The 22,622-nt window shown below is 65.8% G+C and carries 24 protein-coding genes and 1 other RNA gene; 8 read left to right on the forward strand and 17 right to left on the reverse strand.

What is annotated here, in order from left to right:
* Window positions 1-11 precede the first annotated feature (11 nt).
* The 6 genes from ACXJMY_RS11445 to ACXJMY_RS11470 form a co-directional block, all read right to left on the reverse strand.
* Window positions 12-431 carry an HIT domain-containing protein gene (locus ACXJMY_RS11445; protein WP_456619430.1) on the reverse strand — a complete coding sequence of 140 codons (420 nt, stop codon included), beginning with the start codon at window positions 429-431 and terminating at the stop codon, window positions 12-14.
* Between the two features lie 157 nt (window positions 432-588).
* Entirely contained in the window at window positions 589-1,716 is a 1,128-nt protein-coding gene (locus ACXJMY_RS11450; RefSeq protein WP_456619431.1) for a muconate cycloisomerase family protein, read from the reverse strand.
* Window positions 1,713-2,468, reverse strand: coding sequence for an SDR family NAD(P)-dependent oxidoreductase (locus ACXJMY_RS11455; protein ID WP_456619432.1), 756 nt, complete (start codon window positions 2,466-2,468; stop codon window positions 1,713-1,715). The genes ACXJMY_RS11450 and ACXJMY_RS11455 overlap by 4 nt, the downstream gene beginning before the upstream one ends.
* The gene (locus ACXJMY_RS11460) at window positions 2,468-3,286 is read right to left on the reverse strand and encodes an amino acid ABC transporter ATP-binding protein (protein WP_456619433.1); all 819 of its coding nucleotides are present in this window, start codon (window positions 3,284-3,286) and stop codon (window positions 2,468-2,470) included. The genes ACXJMY_RS11455 and ACXJMY_RS11460 overlap by 1 nt, the downstream gene beginning before the upstream one ends.
* Window positions 3,283-3,945, reverse strand: coding sequence for an amino acid ABC transporter permease (locus ACXJMY_RS11465; RefSeq protein ID WP_456619434.1), 663 nt, complete (start codon window positions 3,943-3,945; stop codon window positions 3,283-3,285). Before ACXJMY_RS11465 ends, ACXJMY_RS11460 begins: the two co-directional genes overlap by 4 nt.
* 145 nt (window positions 3,946-4,090) lie before the next feature.
* Window positions 4,091-4,945: a transporter substrate-binding domain-containing protein gene (locus ACXJMY_RS11470; RefSeq protein ID WP_456619435.1), complete on the reverse strand. Its 855-nt coding sequence runs from the start codon at window positions 4,943-4,945 to the stop codon at window positions 4,091-4,093.
* A 183-nt stretch (window positions 4,946-5,128) separates the two neighbouring features.
* Here ACXJMY_RS11470 and ffs point away from each other — a divergent pair.
* The 5 genes from ffs (at window position 5,129) to ACXJMY_RS11495 (ending at window position 8,665) form a co-directional block, all read left to right on the forward strand.
* Window positions 5,129-5,225, forward strand: an RNA gene (gene ffs, locus ACXJMY_RS11475) — signal recognition particle sRNA small type.
* 94 nt (window positions 5,226-5,319) lie between these two features.
* Entirely contained in the window at window positions 5,320-7,158 is a 1,839-nt protein-coding gene (locus ACXJMY_RS11480; RefSeq protein ID WP_456619436.1) for a DNA polymerase III subunit gamma/tau, read from the forward strand.
* Between the two features lie 116 nt (window positions 7,159-7,274).
* Window positions 7,275-7,595 carry a YbaB/EbfC family nucleoid-associated protein gene (locus ACXJMY_RS11485; protein WP_456619437.1) on the forward strand — a complete coding sequence of 107 codons (321 nt, stop codon included), beginning with the start codon at window positions 7,275-7,277 and terminating at the stop codon, window positions 7,593-7,595.
* A 1-nt stretch (window position 7,596) separates the two neighbouring features.
* Entirely contained in the window at window positions 7,597-8,199 is a 603-nt protein-coding gene (recR, locus tag ACXJMY_RS11490) for a recombination mediator RecR (protein WP_456619438.1), read from the forward strand.
* Between the two features lie 28 nt (window positions 8,200-8,227).
* On the forward strand, window positions 8,228-8,665 hold the full coding sequence (locus ACXJMY_RS11495) for a hypothetical protein (protein ID WP_456619439.1): 438 nt from the start codon (window positions 8,228-8,230) through the stop codon (window positions 8,663-8,665).
* Window positions 8,666-8,780: 115 nt separating this feature from the next.
* Here ACXJMY_RS11495 and ACXJMY_RS11500 read toward each other — a convergent pair whose 3' ends face one another.
* Complete coding sequence (locus ACXJMY_RS11500; protein ID WP_456619440.1) at window positions 8,781-10,145, reverse strand: AmpG family muropeptide MFS transporter; 1,365 nt, start codon at window positions 10,143-10,145, stop codon at window positions 8,781-8,783.
* A gap of 203 nt (window positions 10,146-10,348) precedes the next feature.
* Window positions 10,349-11,548 (reverse strand): DNA recombination protein RmuC, encoded by a 1,200-nt coding sequence (locus ACXJMY_RS11505; protein WP_456619441.1) that lies wholly within the window; start codon window positions 11,546-11,548, stop codon window positions 10,349-10,351.
* A 170-nt stretch (window positions 11,549-11,718) separates the two neighbouring features.
* On the opposite strand from ACXJMY_RS11505, the gene def reads away from it, so the two are divergent.
* From def to truA, 3 genes are all read left to right on the forward strand, one after another.
* Complete coding sequence (gene def, locus ACXJMY_RS11510; protein ID WP_456619442.1) at window positions 11,719-12,243, forward strand: peptide deformylase; 525 nt, start codon at window positions 11,719-11,721, stop codon at window positions 12,241-12,243.
* Window positions 12,244-12,387: 144 nt separating this feature from the next.
* The gene (fmt, locus tag ACXJMY_RS11515; RefSeq protein WP_456619443.1) at window positions 12,388-13,311 is read left to right on the forward strand and encodes a methionyl-tRNA formyltransferase; all 924 of its coding nucleotides are present in this window, start codon (window positions 12,388-12,390) and stop codon (window positions 13,309-13,311) included.
* Between the two features lie 120 nt (window positions 13,312-13,431).
* Window positions 13,432-14,169 carry a tRNA pseudouridine(38-40) synthase TruA gene (gene truA / locus ACXJMY_RS11520; RefSeq protein ID WP_456619444.1) on the forward strand — a complete coding sequence of 246 codons (738 nt, stop codon included), beginning with the start codon at window positions 13,432-13,434 and terminating at the stop codon, window positions 14,167-14,169.
* Window positions 14,170-14,348: 179 nt separating this feature from the next.
* On the opposite strand, the gene dapE is transcribed toward truA, so the two are convergent.
* The 9 genes from dapE to yihA form a co-directional block, all read right to left on the reverse strand.
* A complete protein-coding gene (gene dapE / locus ACXJMY_RS11525) occupies window positions 14,349-15,515 on the reverse strand; it encodes a succinyl-diaminopimelate desuccinylase (RefSeq protein WP_456619445.1) in 1,167 nt (388 codons plus the stop codon).
* A complete protein-coding gene (locus ACXJMY_RS11530; RefSeq protein WP_456619446.1) occupies window positions 15,512-16,165 on the reverse strand; it encodes a DUF805 domain-containing protein in 654 nt (217 codons plus the stop codon). The genes dapE and ACXJMY_RS11530 overlap by 4 nt, the downstream gene beginning before the upstream one ends.
* A gap of 292 nt (window positions 16,166-16,457) precedes the next feature.
* Window positions 16,458-16,991, reverse strand: a complete 534-nt coding sequence (locus ACXJMY_RS11535) for a DUF805 domain-containing protein (RefSeq protein ID WP_456619447.1) — start codon at window positions 16,989-16,991, stop codon at window positions 16,458-16,460.
* 223 nt (window positions 16,992-17,214) lie between these two features.
* Window positions 17,215-18,060, reverse strand: coding sequence for a 2,3,4,5-tetrahydropyridine-2,6-dicarboxylate N-succinyltransferase (dapD, locus tag ACXJMY_RS11540; RefSeq protein WP_456619448.1), 846 nt, complete (start codon window positions 18,058-18,060; stop codon window positions 17,215-17,217).
* A gap of 314 nt (window positions 18,061-18,374) precedes the next feature.
* Window positions 18,375-19,070 (reverse strand): pyrimidine 5'-nucleotidase, encoded by a 696-nt coding sequence (locus ACXJMY_RS11545; RefSeq protein WP_456619449.1) that lies wholly within the window; start codon window positions 19,068-19,070, stop codon window positions 18,375-18,377.
* Window positions 19,071-19,262: 192 nt separating this feature from the next.
* Complete coding sequence (locus ACXJMY_RS11550; RefSeq protein ID WP_456619450.1) at window positions 19,263-20,249, reverse strand: DUF1036 domain-containing protein; 987 nt, start codon at window positions 20,247-20,249, stop codon at window positions 19,263-19,265.
* Between the two features lie 197 nt (window positions 20,250-20,446).
* Window positions 20,447-21,334, reverse strand: coding sequence for an acetylglutamate kinase (argB, locus tag ACXJMY_RS11555; RefSeq protein ID WP_015689065.1), 888 nt, complete (start codon window positions 21,332-21,334; stop codon window positions 20,447-20,449).
* A 172-nt stretch (window positions 21,335-21,506) separates the two neighbouring features.
* Window positions 21,507-21,872, reverse strand: coding sequence for a DUF423 domain-containing protein (locus ACXJMY_RS11560; protein ID WP_456619451.1), 366 nt, complete (start codon window positions 21,870-21,872; stop codon window positions 21,507-21,509).
* A complete protein-coding gene (yihA, locus tag ACXJMY_RS11565) occupies window positions 21,872-22,525 on the reverse strand; it encodes a ribosome biogenesis GTP-binding protein YihA/YsxC (RefSeq protein ID WP_456619452.1) in 654 nt (217 codons plus the stop codon). The genes ACXJMY_RS11560 and yihA overlap by 1 nt, the downstream gene beginning before the upstream one ends.
* Window positions 22,526-22,622 lie beyond the last annotated feature (97 nt).

Genomic DNA, 22,622 nt, shown 5'->3' on the forward strand with positions numbered 1-22,622 from the left:
TTCTTGCTCTTTCAACCCAACCAGATTTTTCGGCGAAGCGCGCTGATGAAATTCTGCACCTCGGTGGCGTCATGCGGCAATGGCTGCATCACGCCCCAGACCGGCCGCGGCCAGGCGGCATCACCGGTGCGGCGCGCGATGATGTGGACGTGAAGCTGCGGCACGAGGTTGCCGAGCGCCGCGATATTGAGCTTGTCGCATTTGGTGATCTCCTTCAGCGCGCGCGAGACGCGGGAGATCTCCGTCATCAGCTGCGCCTGCTGCACCTCGTCGAGATCGATGATCTCGACCGCGTCCGCGCGCCGCGGCACCAGCAGCAGCCAGGGATAATGCGCGTCCTTGATGACCAGCACCTTCGACAGCGGCAGGTCGCCGATGTCGATAGTGTCCTCTTTCAGGCGGGAGTGCAGCGACCAGGCGGGATCGGACATATGCGTTTCCAGATTGCCCGGTGCGATCGGGCTCGTTTGATCCGAGCATACGATACCGAGTCAGCCAGGGGAAGGATGGCAGCTGCATACGCGATCGTCGTCCCGGACAAGCGTAGCGAAGCGGAGCGCAGATCCGGGACGACAGCGAGAGTGCGGCCTACCCCTCCGCAATCACCCGCGCATTGGCGCGGATCGAGGCTTCGCTGACGCGAATGCCGAGGCCGGGGCCATCGGGCACCACGACATGGCCGGCGCGGTTGGCGACGCGCTCTTCCAGCACGTCCTCGGTCAGCACATGGTGCGGCATGTAGAATTCGCAGCCGAGCGAGATGCCTGGCGTCGCCGCGATCAGCTGCGTGCCGGCGGCCAGGCCAATGCCGCCCTCCCACAGCGTGCCGCCATAGCCGGGCAGGCCGGCGATGTCGGCGATCGCCATGATCGCCTGGGCCTCGAACAGGCCGCCGGCCTTCATCAGCTTGATCGAGACCGCGTCGGCCGCCTCGCGCCGCACCACCTCCATCATGTCGCGACGGTCGAAACAGCTTTCGTCGGCGAGCACCGGCGTTTCCAGCGCCGCGGTGAGCTGCGCCATCACGTCGAGATATTTGCGCGGCACCGGCTGCTCGATGAAGGTCGGCGCGAACTGCTCGACGTCGCGCAGGATCTTGATGGCCCCGAACGGCGCCAGCGCCTGGTTGTAGTCGACGCGCAGATCGACCTTGTCGCCGAATTCCTTCCGGATCGCTTCGAGATGGTCGAGATCCTCGCGATGCGGCTTCACGCCGGTCTTGACCTTGTAGATCACGTTGCCGTCCGGAACCATTTTTCGCATGCGCTCCAGATCGGCGGCGAAATCCGGGTCGGCGATCGAGAACGACAGCGGGATCGTGTCGCGCACGCGGCCGCCGAGCAAATCGGCGACCGAAAGCCCCGACGACTTGCCGACGATGTCGAGCAGCGCCATTTCGATTCCAACCTTGGCCTCGGCATGTCCCACCAGCGCGCGGTCGAGCTCGGCCATCAGCGCACGAATCCGGCGCACCGGCTTGCCGAGCACGACAGGACGCAAATAGATGTCGAGCGCGGAGAACGCCGCTTCCGGCGTTCCCGTGAACACCTCCCACGGCGCGGCTTCGCCCCAGCCGATCACGCCATCGCTTGCGGTGAGCTCGATCAGCACGCGCTTCACCGTGCCCTTGACGTTGCCGACGCCCTGGAGGCGGGCCATCTTGATCGGGCTCTCGATCAGGAACAGCCTGAGGCGTTCGATGGTTGCTTCGGTCATGTCAGGCCTCCATTGACGTGCCAGACCTGGCCGGTGACGTAGGACGCTTTCGGCGACGCCAGGAAGGCGATGATTTCGGCGACTTCCTGCGGCCGCCCGCGGCGGCGCATCGGGATCAGCGCCTCGGTCGCGGCGATCTGCTCGGGCGACAGCCGGCTCTCGCTCGGCTTGTCCTTGACGATGAGGCCCGGCGAAACCGCGTTGACGGCGATGCCGTCGCCGGCGAGCTCGACCGCGGTGAGGCGCACCAGCGCTTCCAAGGCGGCGCGGCTCGCCGCGGTCGCGGCGAAGGGCGCAAATTCGGGCCGGATCGCGTGCGCGACGAACGAGGACACCGCGACGATCCGCGCGTCATGCCCCGCACGCAGCAGCGGAAGCGCGGCGTCGACCAGCCGCGTGAACGCCAGCGCGGATTCATCCATCGCCTGGCGGAATTGATCCGCCGGCGTGCCGATGGCGCTGCCGCGCCGCGCATGGCCGCCGACCAGGATCAATCCATCGAGCCGGCCAAAGGCGCCTTGCGTGGCGGCGATGGCATCGATTGCCGCGGCCTCCTCGGCGAGATCGCCGAGGCATTTTGCCACCACCGCGCCCTGCGCTTCGGCGTCCGTCGCGGTGGCCTCGAGACCGGCGGCGTTGGAGCGCGTGTGCAGCAGCAGCCCGGTGCCGGGGCCCGCGAGCAGCTTTGCGGTGGCGCGGCCGATGCCGCTGGCGGCCCCGGTGACGAGATAGACGCGATTGATATCAGGCATCACGATATCGCGTTGGCCGGCGGCAGAGCGCCGGTGCGGTGGAAATGGCTGAGGAAGGCGCGCGTCGCGGCTGCTTGCGGATTGTCGATCACCTGCCGCGCCGGGCCCTCCTCGACCACGATCCCGTCGCGCATGAAGATGAGGCGGTTGGCGACCTCGCGCGCAAACGCGATCTCATGGGTCACGATCACCATGGTCATGCCTTCGGAGGCCAGCTGCTGGATGACGGCGAGCACCTCGCCGACGAGCTCGGGATCGAGCGCCGAGGTCGCCTCGTCGAACAGCATCACGTCCGGCTCCATCGCGAGCGCCCGCGCAATCGCGACGCGCTGCTTCTGGCCGCCGGACAATGTCGCGGGATATTGGTCGGCTTTCTCTGCAAGGCCCACCTTGGCAAGCTGCGCGCGCGCGAGCTTCTCGGCGTCCGCCTTGGCCATCCGTCGCACCGTGACCGGTCCCTCCATCACGTTCTGGAGCGTCGTCATGTGCGGGAACAGGTTGAAATGCTGGAACACCATGCCGGTGGTGGCGCGGAATTTTGCGAGTGTCCTCACGTCGGGCAGTTTCGCGCCTTCGCCGAACTGGAAGCGTGTATCGCCGACGCGAACGCTGCCGCCATCAGGCGTCACCAGAAGATTGATGCAGCGGAGCAGCGTCGATTTGCCCGAGCCCGACGGGCCGATCAACGCCACGACGCCGCCCTTGGCGACGTCGAGGCTGATGTTCTTCAAGACCTCGTTGCTGCCAAAGCTCTTGCGCAGGCTCCGGATCTCGATCTTCGAAGTGGTCTTCGAATCGTTCTTTGAGGTCTCGCTCATTCGCCGACCGCCAGTCGCTTCTCGCCGCGCCGGACGAGGATGGTCAGGGGAATCAGGATCGCCGCATAGGCGACGGCCACGGCCGTGTAGGTCTCCAGCGGACGGTAGCTGTCATGGGCGGCGACCTGGCTCTGATAGACGAGGTCAGGCACCGCCAGCACCGAGACCAGCGAGGTGTTCTTGAACTGGATGATCGACTGGTTCATCAGCGCCGGGATCATGCGCTTGACCGCCTGCGGCAGCACGATGCGCCGCATGGCCTGCCCCGGCGTCATGCCGAGCGCGGCGCCGGCTTCGGACTGGCCGCGGTCGATCGAGACGATGCCGCCGCGGATGATCTCCGAATAGAACGAGCCGCCATAGAGCGAGAGCGCCAGCGCCGAGGCCGTGATCGGCGTCATCTCGACGCCGGCGAGAATCGGCAGAGCGTAATAGAACCAGATCAGCTGCACCAGGATCGGCGTGCAGCGGAACGCCTCGATGAAGGTCAGCGCGATCAGGCGTACCGCTCTGAAGCGCGACAGGCTGCCGAAGGCCCCGAACAGGCCGAACACCAGCCCGAGCACCACGATGACGACGGTGAAGCCGACGGTGACGCCGAGCCCGTTGAGAAAGAGCCAGCGATAGCTCCAGAGGATGCCGAAGTCCCAGTGATACATGCGTGCGTTACTCGTCGTGCGGCTAACCGCTTACACCGTCATTCCGGGGCGCCCGAAGGGCGAACCCGGAATCTCGAGATTCTCAGGTGCGCAATTGCGCACCATAGTTCGATGCTTCGCATCGCCCTGGAATGACAGTGGGAGCTTACAGCGACACGCCCGGCGGAATGTCCGCTTCGGTCACGCCCACCAGCTCCATGTTGGTGATGATCGCGTTGCGGATGAAGCCGAGGCCCTTGTTGAAGTCGATCCAGGTGTTGACGAAGTCGCGGAAGGTCTTGTCGTTCTCGCGGCGGAAGCCGGCATTCGACGTCGTCGCGAAGATCGGCGTCGGCAGCACGAACTGGCCGAGCGAGGGGTTCTTCTTCAGGACGGTCAGCGACAGCATGGTGATCAGGCACTGCGCGTCGACGCGGCCGGTCTGGAGCGCGGCGGTGGCGTCGTCGGCGGTCTTCAGCCGCGAGATCTGCGCCTTCGGCGTCAGGCGGCTCACGACCTGGTCGTGCGACGAGCCCTGGTCGACCGCGAGCTTGACGTCGGGCGAGTTCAGCTCGGCCCAGCTCTTCGGCTTGAAGTCCTTCTTGCAGAGGATGCCGAAGGCGTTGTTGAAGACCGGCACCGAGAAGTCGACCACCAGCGCGCGCTTCGGGGTCGGGTTGAGGCCGAAGAAGATGTCGATCTTGTTGGACTGCAGGTCGAGCACCGAATTGCCCCAGGTGGTCTCGGTGATATCGAGCTCGGCCTCCATGTCGTCGGCGAGCCCCTTGGCGATGTCGATGTAGAAGCCTTTCCACTGGCCGCTGGCCAGGTCCTTCATGTAGTAGGGCGCGCCGCCGCCGACCGCGCCGATCCGCATCTTCTTGGTCCGGCGGATGCGAGCAAAGGTCGATTCGTTCGGATCGGCGGCCTGGGCCACGGCCGGCGACGCCAGCGCGCCCGCGGCCACTGCGCCGACGGCGCCAAGTCCGACAATCGATGCAACATCACGACGTGTAACCATTGGGATCAATCGCTTTTCTGGTTGGGTGGAATTCCGGCAGCGTTCATACCAAGGCGTTCCCGGCAGTGAAAGCACAGCCTATCGGCTGGGCAGGTCGGGATTTGCCCGGATGCTGGGCAAGTGCAAGCGGATCAGGGCGATCCCCGCTTGCTTTCCCGCCCTTTTGGCCCCAAATAGGGACCGGGAGATTGGCGGTGGACGAGCCACTCGCCAACCGGGTCAGGTCCGGAAGGAAGCAGCCCTAACGAGGTCCGGATCGGGTCGCTCGTCAGTCTCCTACCGTTTTTCCGAGCGAATTGCGCCGGCGGCTTAAGCCGCCAGCGCGCTCCTTTCCGCAAACGCCGGCCGAGAGAGATTTCATTGCGGATCGACCGATGACCGACGCCGGCGCCCCTCCCAATTCCGATAGCGCCAGCCAGGCTGGCTTTGCGCTCGGTGCCCAAGCAGGCACGCCGTACCGGGTGCTGGCGCGCAAATACCGCCCCTCCAGCTTCGACGACCTGATCGGCCAGGAGGCCGTGGTCCGCACCGTCTCCAATGCGTTCGAAACCGGCCGCATTCCGCAGGCCTGGATCCTCACCGGCGTCCGCGGCGTCGGCAAGACCACCACTGCGCGCATCCTTGCCCGCGCACTCAACTACGAGATGCCGGATGGCTCGGTGAAGGGCCCGACCGTCCACATGCCGACGTTAGGGGTGCATTGCCAGGCGATCATGGAAAGCCGGCACATGGACGTGCTGGAGATGGACGCGGCGTCGCATACCGGCGTCGACGACGTCCGCCAGATCAATGACAGCGTGCGCTACGCGCCGGCCAGCGCCCGCTACAAGGTCTACATCATCGACGAAGTCCACATGCTGTCGACGGCGGCGTTCAACGCCTTCCTGAAGACGCTGGAGGAACCGCCGGAGCACGCCAAATTCGTGTTCGCGACGACAGAGATCCGCAAGGTTCCGGTCACGGTGCTGTCGCGCTGCCAGCGATTCGACCTGCGCCGCGTCGAGGCCGACGTGCTGATGAAGCACCTCGCCAGCATCGCGGCCAAGGAAAACGTCGAGATCGAGCCGGAAGCGCTCGGCATCATCGCGCGCGCCGCCGAGGGTTCCGTGCGTGATTCGCTGTCGCTGCTCGACCAGGCGATCGCGCATGCGGCGGGTACCGTGAAGGCCGATGCCGTCCGGCAAATGCTGGGGCTCGCCGACCGCACCCGCGTCATCGACCTGTTTGATTCGCTGGCGCGCGGCGACATCGCGGCCGCGTTCAAGGAGTTCCGCGACCAGTACGACGTCGGCGCCGATCCGATCGTCGTGCTCTCGGACCTCGCCGAATTCGTCAATTTCGTCACCCGCGTGAAGATCGTGCCGGCGACCGCCGACAACGTCGCCTATGGCGAGACCGAGCGGGTGCGCGCGCGGGATTTCGCCTCGAAGATCTCGATGCGCGTGCTGTCGCGGATGTGGCAGATGCTGCTCAAGGGCATCACCGAGGTGCAGGCGGCAACGCGGCCCGCCGCCGCCGCCGAAATGGTGCTGGTGCGCATCGCCTATGTCGCCGACCTGCCGACGCCGGACGAAGCGATCAGGATGCTGGAGCAGAACGGCGGAAGCTCGCCGGTCGTGAGCGGCGGCAGCGCGGCGCGCAGTGCGCCGGCAGCACCGGTTGCCTCGGCTGCGTCCGTGCGTGCGCCGGCCTCGTCGCCGTCCTCGTTCGGCGGTGGCGCCCGGCCGCAGATGGCGGCGCCCGCGCCGGAACCGCAAGCTGCGGCGCCCGTGCTGCGCGTCACGAGCTTCACCCAGCTCGTCGCGCTTGCCGGCCAGAAGCGCGACATCATGACCAAGGCCGCGCTCGAATCGGACATGCGCCTCGTCCGTTTCGAGGAGGGCCGGCTGGAAGTCGCGCTCGAGCCCAACGCCTCCAAGACCATGATCACCGAGCTCGGGCGCAAGTTCGAACTCTGGACCGGCCGGCGCTGGACCGTGACCGTCTCCAACGAACAGGGCCAGCCGACGCTGCGTTCGGTGAACCAGGCCGCCAAGCAGGAGCATGCCCGTACCGCCGAGGCCGATCCGCGCGTGCAGGAGGTGCTGTCGCGCTTCCCCGGGGCCAAGGTCGTCGAGGTCCGCAGGCTTGCCCCCGAGGTGCCGGAATCCAATATTAACGCCGACTATGGCAGTGACGATCCGCCCGACGGTTCCGACGGCGACGATCTCTAGAGCATGATCCGGAAAAGTGCGAAGCGGTTTTCCGATAAGATCATGCGCACACAATATGCTAAGGCGCGATGATGATTCATCGCGCCTTAGGCCCATCTTTCCAAGGACAAACACCCATGGCTGATTTTCTCGGCATGATGAAGCAGGCGGCGCAGCTGCAATCCAAGATGCAGGAGATGCAGGATCAGCTCGCCAATGTGGAAGTCGAAGGCATCTCCGGCGGCGGCCTCGTCGCGGTGCGCATGACCGCGAAGATGGACGTGAAGGGCATCAAGATCGACCCCTCGCTGATGAAGCCGGAGGAGCGCGAGGTGCTCGAGGATCTGCTCGTCACCGCGCTCGGCGACGCCCGCCGCAAGGCGGAGACGGCGATGCAGGAGAAGATGCAGGCGCTCACCGGCGGGCTCGGCCTGCCGCCGGGGCTGTTCGGCCAGTAATATGGGCGCGGTTGCAGGTCCCGAAATCGAGCGGCTGGTCCAGCTCCTCGCACGGCTGCCGGGCCTCGGTCCGCGTTCCGCGCGGCGCGCGGCGCTGCATCTGATCAAGAAGCGCGAAGCGCTGATGGTGCCGCTGTCCTCCGCCCTGCAGGTCGCGCTCGACAAGGTCCAGGTCTGCAAGACCTGCGGCAATATCGACACGCAAAATCCCTGCACGGTCTGCATCGACCCGCGGCGCGACGACGCCATCATCGTCGTCGTCGCCGATGTCGCCGATCTCTGGGCGCTGGAGCGGGCCAATGCCACTCAAGGGCGCTATCATGTGCTTGGCGCGACATTGTCGCCGCTCGACGGCGTCGGCCCGCAGGACCTCACCATCGACGCGCTGGTGGCGCGTGCCCATGATGCCAAGGTGCACGAAATCATCCTGGCGCTGAATGCGACGGTCGACGGTCAGACCACGGCGCATTACATCACCGACCTGCTTCAGGACGCCAACGTCAAGGTCACGCGGCTCGCCCATGGCGTGCCGGTCGGGGGCGAGCTTGATTATCTCGATGAAGGTACGCTATCGGCCGCGATGCGGCAGCGGACCCTGTTCTAGCAATCCAGACTTTACGGAAATGGACGACATGACGAAACGATTCGCCACACGGCTGGCTTTGGTCGCGATGATGACGATGCCGGTCGCCCCGGCCATCGCCGCGCAGCAGGGCGACGAGGTCCCGCCGCCGTCGAAGCCCGGCAAGCCGATCAACACCGGCGAGGTGCTCTCGGGCGAGCTGACCGCATTGAAAGTGCGCGACGTCAAGAACGCAGGCAAGCGTATCGCGACCTACCAGATCACCTCCGAGCCGCGCCGCCTGCCGGCGCCGAACGGTTTGTGCAATCTCGAGACCGGCCCCGAAACCTTCCAGCTCGTCACCTCCAGCGACGCGCAGGCCGCGCAGCTGAAATCCTTCGTCGGCAAGGCCATCTCGGTCAAGGTCGACGAAGTCGCCTGCGCCAGCGATCCCGGCCAGATGAGCGAAGCCGTGGTGACGAAATGGAGCATCATCAAGAAGCAGTAGGAGCATCAGATCGAGATGCCGTAGGGTGGGTTAGCCGAAGGCGAACCCACCACTGTTTATCTCCGCGGTGACAGAAATGGTGGGTTACGCTGCGCTAACCCACCCTACGAGAGCGTCACACCCGCACCGGCCCCAGCGCCTCGAAATGCCCGCGCTTCTGCAGCCAGCTGAGCAGCACCAGGCTCGGGATCGCCACCAGCACGCAGATCACGAAGAACAGCGGCCAGCCGGTGGCCTTGGCGACATAACCGGCCACCGACGAGAGATAGGTGCGCCCCACGGCCGCGAGCGCGGTAAGCAGCGCGTATTGCGTCGCCGTGTGCAGCGGGTTCTGGCACAGCGCGGAGAGATAGGCGACGAAGATCACGGTGCCGATGGCGCTGGTGAAATTCTCGCAGGTGATGGCGAAGGCGAGCGCCCATTGGCTGGTGCCGACGAACGCCAGCCAGGAGAAGGAGAGGTTGGCGAGCGCCTGCACCACGCCGCCGATCCACAGGCTCGTCGCCAGCGAATAGCGCCGCGCGACGAAGCCGCCGGCAAAGCCGCCGATCAGCGTGGCGGCGAGGCCGACGCCCTTCACGATCGCCGCATAATCGTTGCGGGTAAAGCCGAGGTCGATCACGAACGGCGCCGTCATGGTGCCGGAGAAGGCATCGGTGAACTTGAACAGCACGACGAAGGCGAGGGCTGCGAGCGCGTCCTTGCGCGACAGGAATTCCGAGAAGGCGCCGATCGCCGCGTGCAGCACCCGCGCGAACGCCGTCTCGGTCTGGGTCGCCGCCTCGGCCCGCGCCGATTGCTCGGGCTCGGTCGCGGCCAGCGCCGTGATGGTCCCGATCAGCACCATCGCCGCCATCACCACATAGCCCCACATCCAGGCTGACGTGCGCGGAATGCCGGTGCCCTCGAAGCCGGAGACGATGAACAGCGCGCCGGCGGTCGAGACCAGCATGCCGATGCGGTAGGCCGCGACATAGGACGCCATGCCTGCGGCCTGCTCGCTCTCCGGCAGGCTCTCGACGCGGAAGGCGTCGACAACGATGTCCTGCGTCGAGGACGTCGTCGCCACCAGCAGCGCACCGAGCGCGACGTAGAACGGCGAGCGCGCGGGATCGGTCAGCGCCAGCAGCAGGATCGCGATGATCAGCAGCATCTGCGAGAACAGCAACCAGCCGCGCCGGCGCCCGAACGTGCGCGTGAACAGCGGCACATGCAGCGCATCCACCAGCGGCGCCCACAGGAATTTCAGCGTGTAGGGCGTGCCGACCAGCGCGAACAGCCCGATGGTTCCGAGATCGACGCCGGCCTCGCGCATCCACACCAGCAGCGTCGAGCCCGACAGCGCCAGCGGCAGCCCGGAGGAGAAGCCGAGGAACAGCACGATCAGCACCCGCGGTTGCAGGTACACGGCCAAGCTGTCGCGCCAGGAGGCAGCAGGGGCATCGGTGCCGGCGGGGGAGGTCGCGTCGGGTGCGGTCATGGGCAGGTGTTAGCAGATTCTGGCGGTGCTGCCTCTTCTCCCTCTCCCCGTTCTTACGGGGAGAGGGTGGGGTGAGGGGCCTCTCTCCACAGATGAGATGGCCTTGAGACCTGTACCCCCTCACCCGGATTGCGCCGGACGATGCTTCGCATCGCCGGGGGCAATCCGACCTCTCCCCGCAAGCGGGGAGAGGTGAAAAAAACTCACTCCCCCGCCTGGAGCTTCCTTGGGAACAGCTCCGCGGCCCCCGTCGCCACCAGATGCGGGCCTTCGGGCGCATCGCTCTTGCTGAAATCGAGCTCCTCGATCCTCCCCGCACGCTTCTCGATCTTGTCGGCGGAGATCAGGATCTGCCTGACGTCCTCGTTGGCGTCGGCAAAATGCTTCTGCAATTTCAGCACGCGATCCCTAAGACGGCCGAGATCGTCGCCGAGCTTGATCACCTCGGTGCGGATCTGGTCGGCGGCGTCGCGCATGCGCGCGTCCTTCATGATCTGCTGCATCACCTGGATCGCCAGCATCAAAAGCGAGGGCGACACCAGCACGATTCGGGCGCGATAGGCCTTCTGGATGATGTCGTCGAAACCGTCGTGGATCTCGGCATAGACCGATTCCGACGGCACGAACATCAGTGCCATCTCCTGGGTCTCGCCGGCGACGAGATATTTTTCCGCGATGTCGCTGACATGCTTCATCACGTCGCCGCGCAGCCGCTGCGTGGCGATGCGCCGCTCCTCGTCGGTGCGCGCGTCATGCAGCGCCGTCATCGCTTCCAGCGGAAACTTCGCGTCGATGCAGAGCGGCCGCTGGTCCGGCAGGAACACCACGCAGTCCGGCCGTTTGCCCGTCGAGAGCGTGAACTGGAACTCGTAGGCGCCTTTTGGAAGTCCATCCTGGACGATCGCCTCCATCCGCGCCTGGCCGAAGGCGCCGCGCGACTGCTTGTTGGCGAGCACGTCGCGCAAGGTCGTCACCTGGGTGGTGAGGTCGGTGAGGTTCTTGTGCGCGTTGTCGATGATGCCGAGCCGCTCGTGCAGCGCGCGCAGGCTCTCCATGGTGTTGCGGGTGGTGCTCTCCATGGACTGGCCGACGCGGTGGGTCACCGAATCCAGCCGCTCGTTGACCGCGCGGGCCATGTCGGCCTGGCGGCCGGCCAGCGCCTGGGTCATGGCGTCGACCCGGCCCGAGGCCTCACTCTGCGCGTGCAGCATCTGGCTCACGCGCTCCTCGAGCTCGTCGGCGCGGATGGCATTGGCCATCGCGAGTTCCGCGCCGCGCCGCGACGACCGCGCGATCACCACGGCGATCACCAGCAGCAGGATGAGGACAAGGCCGCCGAAGCCGATCAGCGCATCGATGGCGCGCACCGGCCAATCGCCAGCCGTGAAAATGATCTCGTTCATGGCCGCCTTTTAGCCGATTCGGTCCTCTCCGCGAACGAATAGCGAACATTTATGGTTAATCGCCCCCTAATTTTTATGGTTAACGAAGCCCTAAGTTTTATGGTTAGCGGACCGTTAACGGAGTTCCTCGCCGCATTGACCGCATCCGGCATGCGGCTTAAATCGCCGCCATGGCCCTCAGAGAAATCATCATCCTGCCCGACAAGCAGCTGCGTCTGGTCTCCAAGCCGATCGAGAAGGTCACGCCGGAGATCCGCAAGCTGGCCGACGACATGTTCGAGACCATGTACGACGCGCCCGGCATCGGGCTCGCGGCGATCCAGGTCGCGCAGCCGCTGCGGCTCATCACCATGGACCTCGCCAAGCGCGACGAGAACGGCGAGACCAAGCCGGAGCCGCGCGTCTTCATCAATCCCGAGATCCTTGCTTCGTCCGAGGAGCTGTCGGTCTATGAAGAAGGCTGCCTGTCGATCCCCGAATATTACGAGGAGGTCGAGCGGCCCGCGAAGGTGCGCGTGCGCTTCACCGATCTCGACGGCAAGGTGCACGAGGAGGACGCCGAAGGCATCTACGCCACCTGCATCCAGCACGAGATCGACCACCTCAACGGCGTGCTGTTCGTCGACTATCTGTCAAAACTCAAGCGCGACCGCGTGCTGAAGAAGTTCGAGAAAGCCGCCAAGCGCGGGGAGTAAGGTTCTCCGTCATTCCGGGGCGATGCGCAGCATCGAACTAAGGTGCGCAATTGCGCACCTGAGAATCTCGAGATTCCGGGTTCGGCTCTTCGAGCCGCCCCGGAATGACCGTAACTGGATTTCTTTCCTCGCAGGTTTTTTCCCATGCCCCTCCGCCTGATCTTCATGGGCACGCCCGATTTCTCCGTGCCGACGCTGCTCGAGCTGGTCGCGCACGGCCACGAGATCGTGGCCGTCTACACCCGCGCGCCGAAGCCGGGCGGGCGGCGCGGGCTGCAATTGCAGCCGACGCCGGTCGAGGAGGCGGCGCGAAAGCTCGGTATTCCCGTGCTGACGCCGAAGACCCTGAAGACCGAGGAGGCGCTCGACGCGTTTCGCGCGTTTGACGCGGATGCCGCCGTCGTCGTCGCCTATGGCATGATCCTGCCGCAGGCGATCCTCGATACGCCGAAACTCGGCTGCTACAATCTGCACGCCTCGCTGCTGCCGCGCTGGCGCGGCGCGGCACCGATCAACCGGGCCATCATGGCCGGCGACGCCGAGAGCGGCGTCATGGTGATGAAGATGGATGTCGGGCTCGATACCGGCGACGTCGCCATGGCCGAGCGCATCGCGATTTCCGACAATATGACCGCGATCGACCTGCACGACCGCCTGTCCCGGCTCGGCGCCGATCTGATGGTGCGCGCCATGGCGGCGCTCGCCCGCGGCGGGCTTCAGCTCAAGAAGCAGAGCGAGGACGGCGTCACCTATGCCGCCAAGATCGACAAGGCCGAAGCACGCATCGACTGGACCAGGCCGGCGCGCGACGTGTTGCGTCATATCCACGGCCTGTCGCCGTTTCCCGGCGCCTGGGCCGAGCTTGAGAATGCGCGCGTGAAAATCCTGCGCTGCGAGCTGGCGAAGGGCTCCGGTGCACCGGGCGAGGTGCTCGACGATCACCTCACCGTTGCCTGCGGCGAGGGCGCCATCCGCATCCTCGAGCTCCAGCGCGAAGGCAAGGCGCGGATGCAGGCCACGGACTTCCTGCGCGGCGTGCCGCTGAGGGCGGGCGCCAGATTCACCTGACACTGTCATACCTCGCGAAGGCGGGGTATCCAGTACGCCGAGGCTTCTCGGTTGAACGGATGGGCCGCGGCGTACTGGATCGCCCGGTCAAGCCGGGCGATGACGGCAGAATTGGAAACGATGCCCCGCTACAAGCTCACCATCGAATATGACGGCGCGCCGTTCTTCGGCTGGCAGGTGCAGGAGACGCTGCCGTCGGTGCAGGGCGCGTTGGAGGCGGCGGTGAAGGCGATGACCGGCGCGGATCTGCGCGTGCATGGCGCCGGCCGCACCGACGCCGGCGTGCACGCGCGCGGCCAGGTCGCCCATGTCGACATCGAAAAGCAGTTTCCACCGGGCCGCTTTCGCGACGGGCTGAACGCGCATCTGCGCCCGCATCCGATCGCGGTGCTCGAGGCCGAGATCGTGCCTGATGACTTCGAGGCGCGCTTCTCCGCCGTCAAGCGCCACTATCGCTACCGCATCGTCAACACCCGCGCCAATCTCGCCCTCGACATCGGCCACGCCTGGCGCGTGCCGCGCAAGCTCGATGCCGATGCGATGCACGCGGCGGCACAGCGCCTGCTCGGCAAGCATGATTTCACGACCTTTCGCGACACCGAGTGCCAGGCCAAATCGCCGGAGAAGACGCTCGACCAGCTCGACGTCTTGCGGGACGGAAGAGAGGTGACGATCCTCACCTCCGCGCGCTCGTTCCTGCACAGCCAGGTGCGCTCGATGGTGGGATCGCTGATGTGGGTCGGCGAAGGCCGCTGGACCGCGGATGATCTGTCCGCCGCACTCGCAGCCCGCAACCGCGCCGCCTGCGGCATCGTCGCCCCGCCGGAGGGGCTGTACCTGGTGAAGGTGGATTATTAGGGAGGCGGGAGCTCTCGCCCCACTGTTGGTGTCATGCCCCGCGACGGCGGGGCATCCAGTACGCCGTGGCGTCTCGGCTCAATCACTGCGGCCTCTGGAATACTGGGCGGATTCGCCCGGTCAAGCCGGGCGATGACAGCGGAGTGGGAGGCGGCGACGGAGTGTAAGGCGCCAGCGCCCTACCCAAAATACCGCGCCAGTATCCCGCGATAAACCTTCGTCAGCTTCTCCAGGTCCACCACCGGCACGCGTTCGTCGATCTGGTGCATGGTCTGGCCAACCAGCCCGAACTCGATCACCGGGCAATAGCTGGAAATGAAGCGCGCATCCGAGGTGCCGCCCGAGGTCGACAGCTCCGGCTTGCGCCCCGTCACTTCCTCGATCGCGGAGACCGCGAGATCGGTGAACGGGCCGGGTTTTGTCACGAACACGTTGGAGTTCGAGGGCTCCCAGACGATGCGGGCGCGGATGCGGTTGCCGCAGGCCTTTGTCAGCCGCGCCTCGACCAGCTCGCGCAGGCTCGCTTGTGTATGGTTGTCGTTGTAGCGGATGTTGAACTTGGCGCGGGCCTGGCCCGGGATCACGTTGTTGGCGCTGTTGCCGACGTCGACCGAGGTGAATTCGAGATTGGAGGCCTGGAACGCCGCGCTGCCATGGTCGAGCGGCTCGTCGGAGATCGCCACGATCAGCCGCGAGATGTCTGGCACCGGATTGGACGCGCGGTGCGGATAGGCGACATGGCCCTGCACGCCATCGACATAAAGCGTGCCGGATTGCGAGCCGCGGCGGCCGACCTTGATGGTGTCGCCGAGCGTCTCGACATTGGAAGGCTCGCCGAGCACGCAATGATCGAATTTTTCGCCGCGCTCGGCGGCCCATTTCAAGAGCTTGATCGTGCCGTTGATGGAGACGTCTTCCTCGTCGCCGGTGATCAGGAACGAGATCGAACCCGTGCCGTCGGCGCGCGGCTTGCCGCCATTGGCGGAGAGATGCTCCAGCACCGCGGCGACCGAGCAGGCGATGCCGCCCTTCATGTCGACCGCGCCGCGGCCGTGCAGAAAACCGTCCTTCACCTCGCCGGAGAACGCGCCGACGCTCCAGGCGCTCTCGTCGCCCGGCGGCACCACGTCGGTATGGCCGGCGAAGGTGATATGCGGGCCTTCGCTGCCGATCCGCGCATAGAGATTGTCGACGTCGGCGGTGCCGGGCTCGCTGAACGTCACGCGATGGCAGGTGAAGCCTGCTGCGTTCAAAGCTGTTTCAAGCACCCCGAGTGCGCCGGCATCGGCCGGGGTTACCGAGGGGCAGCGGATGAGATCGCGGGCAATCGAGAGAGCATCGGTCATGCGCCCCGCTTAACATGCATGCCGCCGGGTGGGCTAGCACTGGGCGGCACAAATTCGATCTCGCGGTTCTGGTCCCAGCCTTGCGCAGGGGACGCGGCGGACGCGGAGCCGTCCTCGATGTCGGCGAGAGGGTCGGGGCCGAACTGGTTGTGGCCCGAGGTGCCGGGTCGGCAGAACATCTCGACGAGGCCCCACAGCCACAGGATCGAAACCGCCAGGCTGAACGGAAGCATCCAGTTTGTCTTGGGCAACAGGTCCGCGAACTGACTGAACAAGCCGGGTACGAAGAAGAACGGAACGATCCACCAGCCGCTCCTGTCGCGATCGTGCAGTCGCTTGATCGTAGTCGCGAGATAAATCCAGAAGAACAGCGCAATGCCGGACGCCTTGAGGATCGAGGTCGCGCGATCGGCGGATGCCAGCGAGCGGGAGGCTCGGGGATCGACCAGCTTGAACAGGTCGTCGAGACCGAAGTCGAAATCGAGGTCGATGGCGAGCTTCAAGGTGGATCTGGTCCCTCCGAGGATCCCGATGACCTGACCGACGATCTCCAGCAAGCCCACCAGCAGCGCGACGATCAGCAGCGCCTGCCACAGCAGCGCGCGGTTGATGCGGCCGTCGAAGCGGAAGAGGTACCAGGTCCAGTCCATGCCAAAAGGCTCCGGGCGGGAGCGCCCGCCCAAGAATTGGTCGCGACGGAGGGAGCGTGGGTTCGATAACGACACCAGACCCGTCATCCCCGCGCAGCGGCGAAGCCGCTGTCGCTGGAGGTGCGAGTGGCGCGATGCAAAGCATCGCGCCGGGAGCCTCGAAGGATGGACGGCCGAGATGCAGCCGACAGCCGGGCCGTCGCCCTTCGAGGGCCGCCGAAGAGGCGGCCACCTCAGGGTGACGGTGAGGGAGGGGAGAACTTAATCCCGCAGCGGCGCGCCAGCCAGATATTCAGCTGCGCGGGAGAGGGCCAGAACGGCGCACGAGAAAATCCGGAACACCATGCGGCTCTGGGCGCAAAGCGACGGCAGCAGCGGGAGCGGTGCGCGTCGGATCTGGCCCGAACCGGTTGGGCCCATCGGTCCCTATCAGGAAGAACAACTCGATGACGATCCAGGTCTGCAGAAGGGACAGGGTAACCGCAAACATCACGAGCAGCATTTCCCTGGCGATCGAGATATCGACGCCGAACGAGAGCCCGAAAAAGAGCCCGTAATACAGGTAGGAGAGGCGATTGACGGCGAAGACGGCAACCGCCCACCAGCCGCTTCTGTTGCGATCGTGAAGCCGTTTGGCCGTCGTGGCGGTGTTGATCCAGATCATCGCGATTGCGACGACCCAGCCCAAAGCCTCCGGTGCCGAGACCAGAAACGAGGATTTGTGCCAGGCCACGACCCAGAGCACGAGGAGCGCCAGCTCCACGACGAGGTATCTGGCGCGGTTGAGGCGGCCCTTGAAGCTGAAGAGGTACCAGATCCAGTCCATGCGAAAGGGCTCCGGGCGCGAGGAGCCGCCCGGGAATTGGTCGCGATGGAGGGAGGGTGGGTTCGATTGCCCCGCCGTGTCGTCCCGGCGAAGGCCGGGACCCATAACCACAAAACGCCGTTGGTTGTGAAGCTGCTAACTCGGAGTCTTCGCCAAACCACTCCCTGGGAGTATGGGTCCCGGCCTTCGCCGGGACGACGATGGATAGGCAGCGTAGCCGAACTTAATCCCGCAGCAGCTCGTTGATGCTGGTCTTCGACCGCGTGCGCTCGTCGACGCGCTTGACGATGACGGCGCAGGCCGTGCTCGGGCCCATCTGGCCGTTCTTCATCGGCTTGCCGGGCAGTGCGCCGGGGACCACCACCGAATATTCCGGCACTTCGCCGATGAAGATCTCGCCGGTGTCGCGGTCGACGATCTTGGTCGAGGCGCCCAGGAACACGCCCATCGCCAGCACCGCGCCCTTGCGCACGATCACGCCCTCGGCGACCTCGGAGCGCGCGCCGATGAAGCAATCGTCCTCGATGATCACGGGCTCGGCCTGGAGCGGCTCGAGCACGCCGCCGATGCCGACGCCGCCGGAGATGTGCACGCGCTTGCCGATCTGCGCGCAGGAGCCGACCGTCGACCAGGTGTCGATCATGGTGCTCTCATCGACATAGGCGCCGAGATTGACGAAGGACGGCATCAGCACGACGTTGCGGGCGATGAAGGCGGAGCGGCGCACGATGGAGCCGGGAACGGCGCGGAAACCGGCATCGCGAAAGCGGTTCTCGCCCCAGCCGTCGAACTTCGAGGGCACCTTGTCCCACCAGGTCGCCTTGCCGGGGCCGCCGGGGATGGCGCCCATGTCGTTGAGGCGGAACGACAGCAGCACGGCCTTCTTCAGCCATTGATTGACCTTCCACTTGCCGTCGGCGCCGCGCTCGGCGACGCGCGCCTCGCCCTTGTCCAGAATCTCCAGCGCCTGATCCACGGCCTCGCGCACCTCGCCCCTGGTCGAGGTCGAGATGCCGTCGCGCGCGTCGAAGGCGCTGTTGACGGTGGATTCGAGGGCTTGGAGGGACATCGGGATTTCCTCTCGGGAGGGCAGGATTTGTGACGGATTGGGGGGCTTTTTCGGGATTTGGGGGGACGGAGTCAAGGCATACTCCGCCGTCGTCCCGGACAAGCGCAGCCCGTAGCCCGGATGGAGCGCAGCGCGATCCGGGAAAGTCTCTCCGCGGCGAGCGGGCCCCGGATTACGCTTCGCTCCATCCCGGCTACGAGCCTTGGTTCGCTGTCATCACCCGCGAAAGCGGGTGATCCAGTACGCCGCGGCGGTCGTGATGAATCGAGATGCCGGCGATGACTGGATACCCCGCTTTCGCGGGGTATGACGGCTTACTTAGGGTGGCTCAACCCCGCCAAAAACCCCGCCAGATCATCCGTGACGTGGTCGACATAAGGGGCATCCCGGCCGGCCAGTTCCCAGTCCTCGCGCACCACTTCCTTGGTGCCGTCCGGCACCACCAGCACCGTGGTCATGCCGAGCTCGTGCGGGACGGTGAGGTTGCGGGCGAGGTCCTCGAACATCGCGGCCCGGGTCGGATCGACGGCATGGTCGTCGAGAAATTTCCGGTAGGTCTGCGGCGCTGGCTTGGGTTCGAACCCCGCGGCGATGATGTCGAACACGCCGTCGAAATGCGCGGCGAGGTCGAGCCGCGCCAGCACCGCATCGACATGGTCGACCGAGCCGTTGGTCAGGATCAGCTTGCGCCCCGGCAGTTTTGCGATTGCCTGGCCGAGCGCCGGGTTCGGCTCCAGCGGCGAATGATCGATCTTGTGCACATAGGCGAGATAGTCGTCGGCGGAGACGCCATGCAGGGTCATCATCCCGCGCATGGTGGTGCCGAAGCGCAAATAGTAATCCTTCTGGAGCTTGCGCGCTTCCTCCGGGCTCACGTTCAGCCAGTTGCACACGAACTCCCCGATCCGCGCATCGACCTGCTGCCACAGATTGACGTGATGCGGATAGAGCGTGTTGTCGAGGTCGAACACCCAGGTCTCGATGTGGGTGAAGGTGCGGGCTGGGTTCATTTCTATGCTCTATCTGCTGTACGCAACCGCCGCCCACTCTCCACCGTCGTCCCGGCGAAGGCCGGGACCCATACTCCCCGGGAGTGGTTTTGCGAAGACTCGGAGTTGGCAGCTTCGCGCGACAACTTGCTCTTGTGGTTATGGGTCCCGGCCTTCGCCGGGACGACACCGGTATTTTTGGCCATCATCACATCACGGCACAGCAAACCGCAGCGTCTTGCCGCCGCTCGACATATCCACCACGGCAAAACCCGTCGCCGCAAATCCGCGTGCTCCGCAATCGGTCTGCTCGTTGGTCTCGAACTTGGTCTCGCGGGTGCAGAGCTGCCGGTCGCCGCCCCAGTTCAGCGGCCTGTCCTTGAGCTTGATGGCGCGGTTGTCGGCGTCGATCGCCTCCGCGAAGCTGAAGATCTGCTTCGGCTGGCCGGTCACGTCGGGGTGCAGGCATTTGCCGGGATCGATCCGATACCAGCCGCGGCTCGTCACCGACTTGCCGTCGTCGGTGGCGACCGCCGCCATCACCTTGTGCGGCGTGTCGTTGCACCAGGTCAGGCCGCTCGCCGACGGCGTCTGCACCGCGTCGACCATGGTCTTGAAGAAGTTCGGCGAGGCCACGATGTCCGCCGGCAGCCCGCGGCTCTTCAGGAAGGCGGCAAGGGCAGCTTGCGTCTTCGGCCCGTCGACGCCGTCGATCGGCGCGGCATCGTAGCCCGCGATCAGCAGCAGCCGCTGGATGCCGGCGAGCCGCGCCTGCTCGTCGTCATATTCAGAATCCTCGGCGAGATAGGCGGTGAAATTGCCGTCGTCGCCCTGCGTCGGGGTGATCTGGGTGAAGGCGGCCTGGGTCTGGCCGCTGCGGCATTGCCGTGCCGCCGCAATGACGAAATTGTCCTGCGCGATGCACAGCATGTCGCTGCCGTTCTGCGGGATCGGGGACGCGCCATAGACGCCGAGCGCGCGGGCGTTAAGCAGGATGCGGTCGGCGGAGAGCGTGCCCTGCACCACCACGCGGCAGGTGGCGGGGTCGATCCTGAACCAGCCGCGCGTCGCGGTCGCCGCCTTGTCGTCGATGCCGATCGCGGCTTCGACGACATAGGACATGCGGTTGCAGATCTTGAGGTCGGCGACGGCCGGCGCGGAGGAGAACAGGAACGACACGGCCGCGGCCGGCAGTGTCATGAGGAAACGGGTGAGGGAGGAGCGGCGGGGGCGCCTCCGCCCCGTCATTCCGGGATGGTCCGAAGGACCAGACCCGGAATCTCGAGATTCCGGATTCGCCCTTCGGGCGCTCCGGAATGACTGAGCTATGCGAGCGGCGTGGATGCCCGGGTCAAGCCCGGGCATGACGACTTCTTTCCGCTGCTCGCGCTCGCCCATCACTTGTGGATCAGCGTCCCCGTGCCCGTGTTGGTGAAGAGCTCGAGCAGCACCGCGTGCTGCATCTTGCCGTCGATGATGACGACGCCCTCGACGCCCTGTTCGAGCGCGTAGATGCAGGTCTCGACCTTCGGAATCATGCCGCCGGAAATGGTGCCGTCAGCGATCAGTTTTCGCGCGTCCTTCACCGAAAGCTGCGGGATCAGCTTCTTCGACTTGTCGAGCACGCCCGGCACGTCGGTGAGCAGCAACAGGCGCTTGGCCTTCAGCGCGCCGGCAACCGCACCCGCAAAGGTGTCGGCGTTGACGTTCAGCGTCTGGCCTTCCTTGGAGGTCGCGAGCGGCGCCAGCACCGGGATCAGCTCGTAGCCGATGAGCTGGTTGAGCAGCGTGAGGTCGACCTTCTCGGGATCGCCGACGAAACCGAGATCGACCGCCTTCTCGATGTGCGAGTCCGGATCGATGATGGTGCGCGTCGTCTTCGACGCCTTCACCATATTGGCGTCCTTGCCCGACAGCCCCACGGCCTTGCCGCCGGCTTCGTTGATGTAGCCGACGATCTGCTTGTTGACCGAGCCGGCCAGCACCATCTCGACGATCTCGATGGTCGCCGCATCGGTGATGCGCAGGCCGGCGGCGAATTCCGAGACGATGCCGAGACGCTTGAGCATGGTCGCGATCTGCGGCCCGCCGCCATGCACCACCACCGGGTTGATCGCGGTCTGCTCCAGCAGCACGATGTCGCGGGCAAAGTTCTTCGCGGTCTCCTCGTCGCCCATGGCGTGGCCGCCATATTTGATGACGATGGTTTCTTCGTCATACTGCTGCATGTGCGGCAGCGCTTCGGACAGGATGCGGGCCTGGTCGAGCGGTGAGATGTCGGTCATGAGGCGGATCTCGCTGGCGGGACTGTCGGGCCGCGTTCTATCCGATTGGCGGGCGAGGCGCAAAGCGTGACTGGCATGCCGCTGCGTAGCCCGGATGGAGCGCAGCGTAATCCGGGGATTTGTGCCACAGACGCCGGTCCCGGATTGCGCTGCGCTCCATCCGGGCTACGGGTCAGCGCTTAGGCACCATCGCCGCCACACTCACCGCCAGCCAGCTCAAGATCAGCAGCGTTCCGCCCGTTGGCGCCGCGTACGGAAACAGCGAATGGCCCGCGTACTGCCGCAGCGTCAGGTCGCCCGCGAACAGCGCCGCCGCGATCACGAAGCCGAACGCGGCGATGAGGCCAATTCCGCCGTGCAGAAGGCCGCGTTCGATCAGGGCTGTGGCCGCGAGTATGGCAGTTGCATGAAACAGCAGCATGGCGCTGGCGGAGGCAAGCCGGCCGGCATCGGCGCCGTGCGCGGCAGCGGCTGCCAGGGCGACGCCGGCGGCGCCCATCAAACCGGCAAGCCCAATCAACAGGCGGCGCGCGGCCATCACGAACTCCGTTCCTCCAGCAGCTTCGCTATCGCGGCGCGCAGCTCGGCCATGCCGGCCCCGGAGCGCGAGGAGGTCGTCAGCACATCGGGAAACGCGGCGGGATGCTTGGCGAGCGCAGCGCCGGTCTCGACGATGCGCGATTGAAGCTCCGACGCCTTCACCTGGTCGGCCTTGGTCAGCACGATCTGGTAGCTGACGGCGGAGCGGTCGAGCGTCTTCAGGATTTCGAGGTCGACGTCCTTCAGCCCGTGCCGGGCGTCGATCAGCACGTAGACGCGCGCGAGCGAGGCGCGGCCGAGCAGGAATTTGTGGATCAGCTCGGTCCAGGACGCGACCTGGCTCTTCGGCGCCTTGGCATAGCCATAGCCGGGCATATCGACCAGCCGCAGGTCCGTCTTGCCCGGGACCTCGAAGAAGATCAGCTCCTGGGTGCGGCCCGGCGTATGCGAGGTGCGGGCGAGCGCGTTGCGGCCGGTCAGCGCGTTGATCAGGCTCGACTTGCCGACATTGGAGCGGCCGGCAAAGGCGATCTCGAGCCCCGCCATCGGCGGCAGCGTTTCGATCGAGGGCGAGGCCCAGATGAACTGCCAGTCGCGGGTGAACAGCTTTCGCCCGGTCTCGATCAGCTTCGCATCTTTGTCGTTGGTCATGCGAAGCTCTTTGTTTCACCGTCATTCCGGGGCGATGCGAAGCATCGAACCCGGAATCTCGAGATTCCGGGTCTGGTGCTTCGCACCATCCCGGAAT

The sequence above is a fragment of the Bradyrhizobium sp. P5_C12 genome (genome assembly GCF_054049735.1).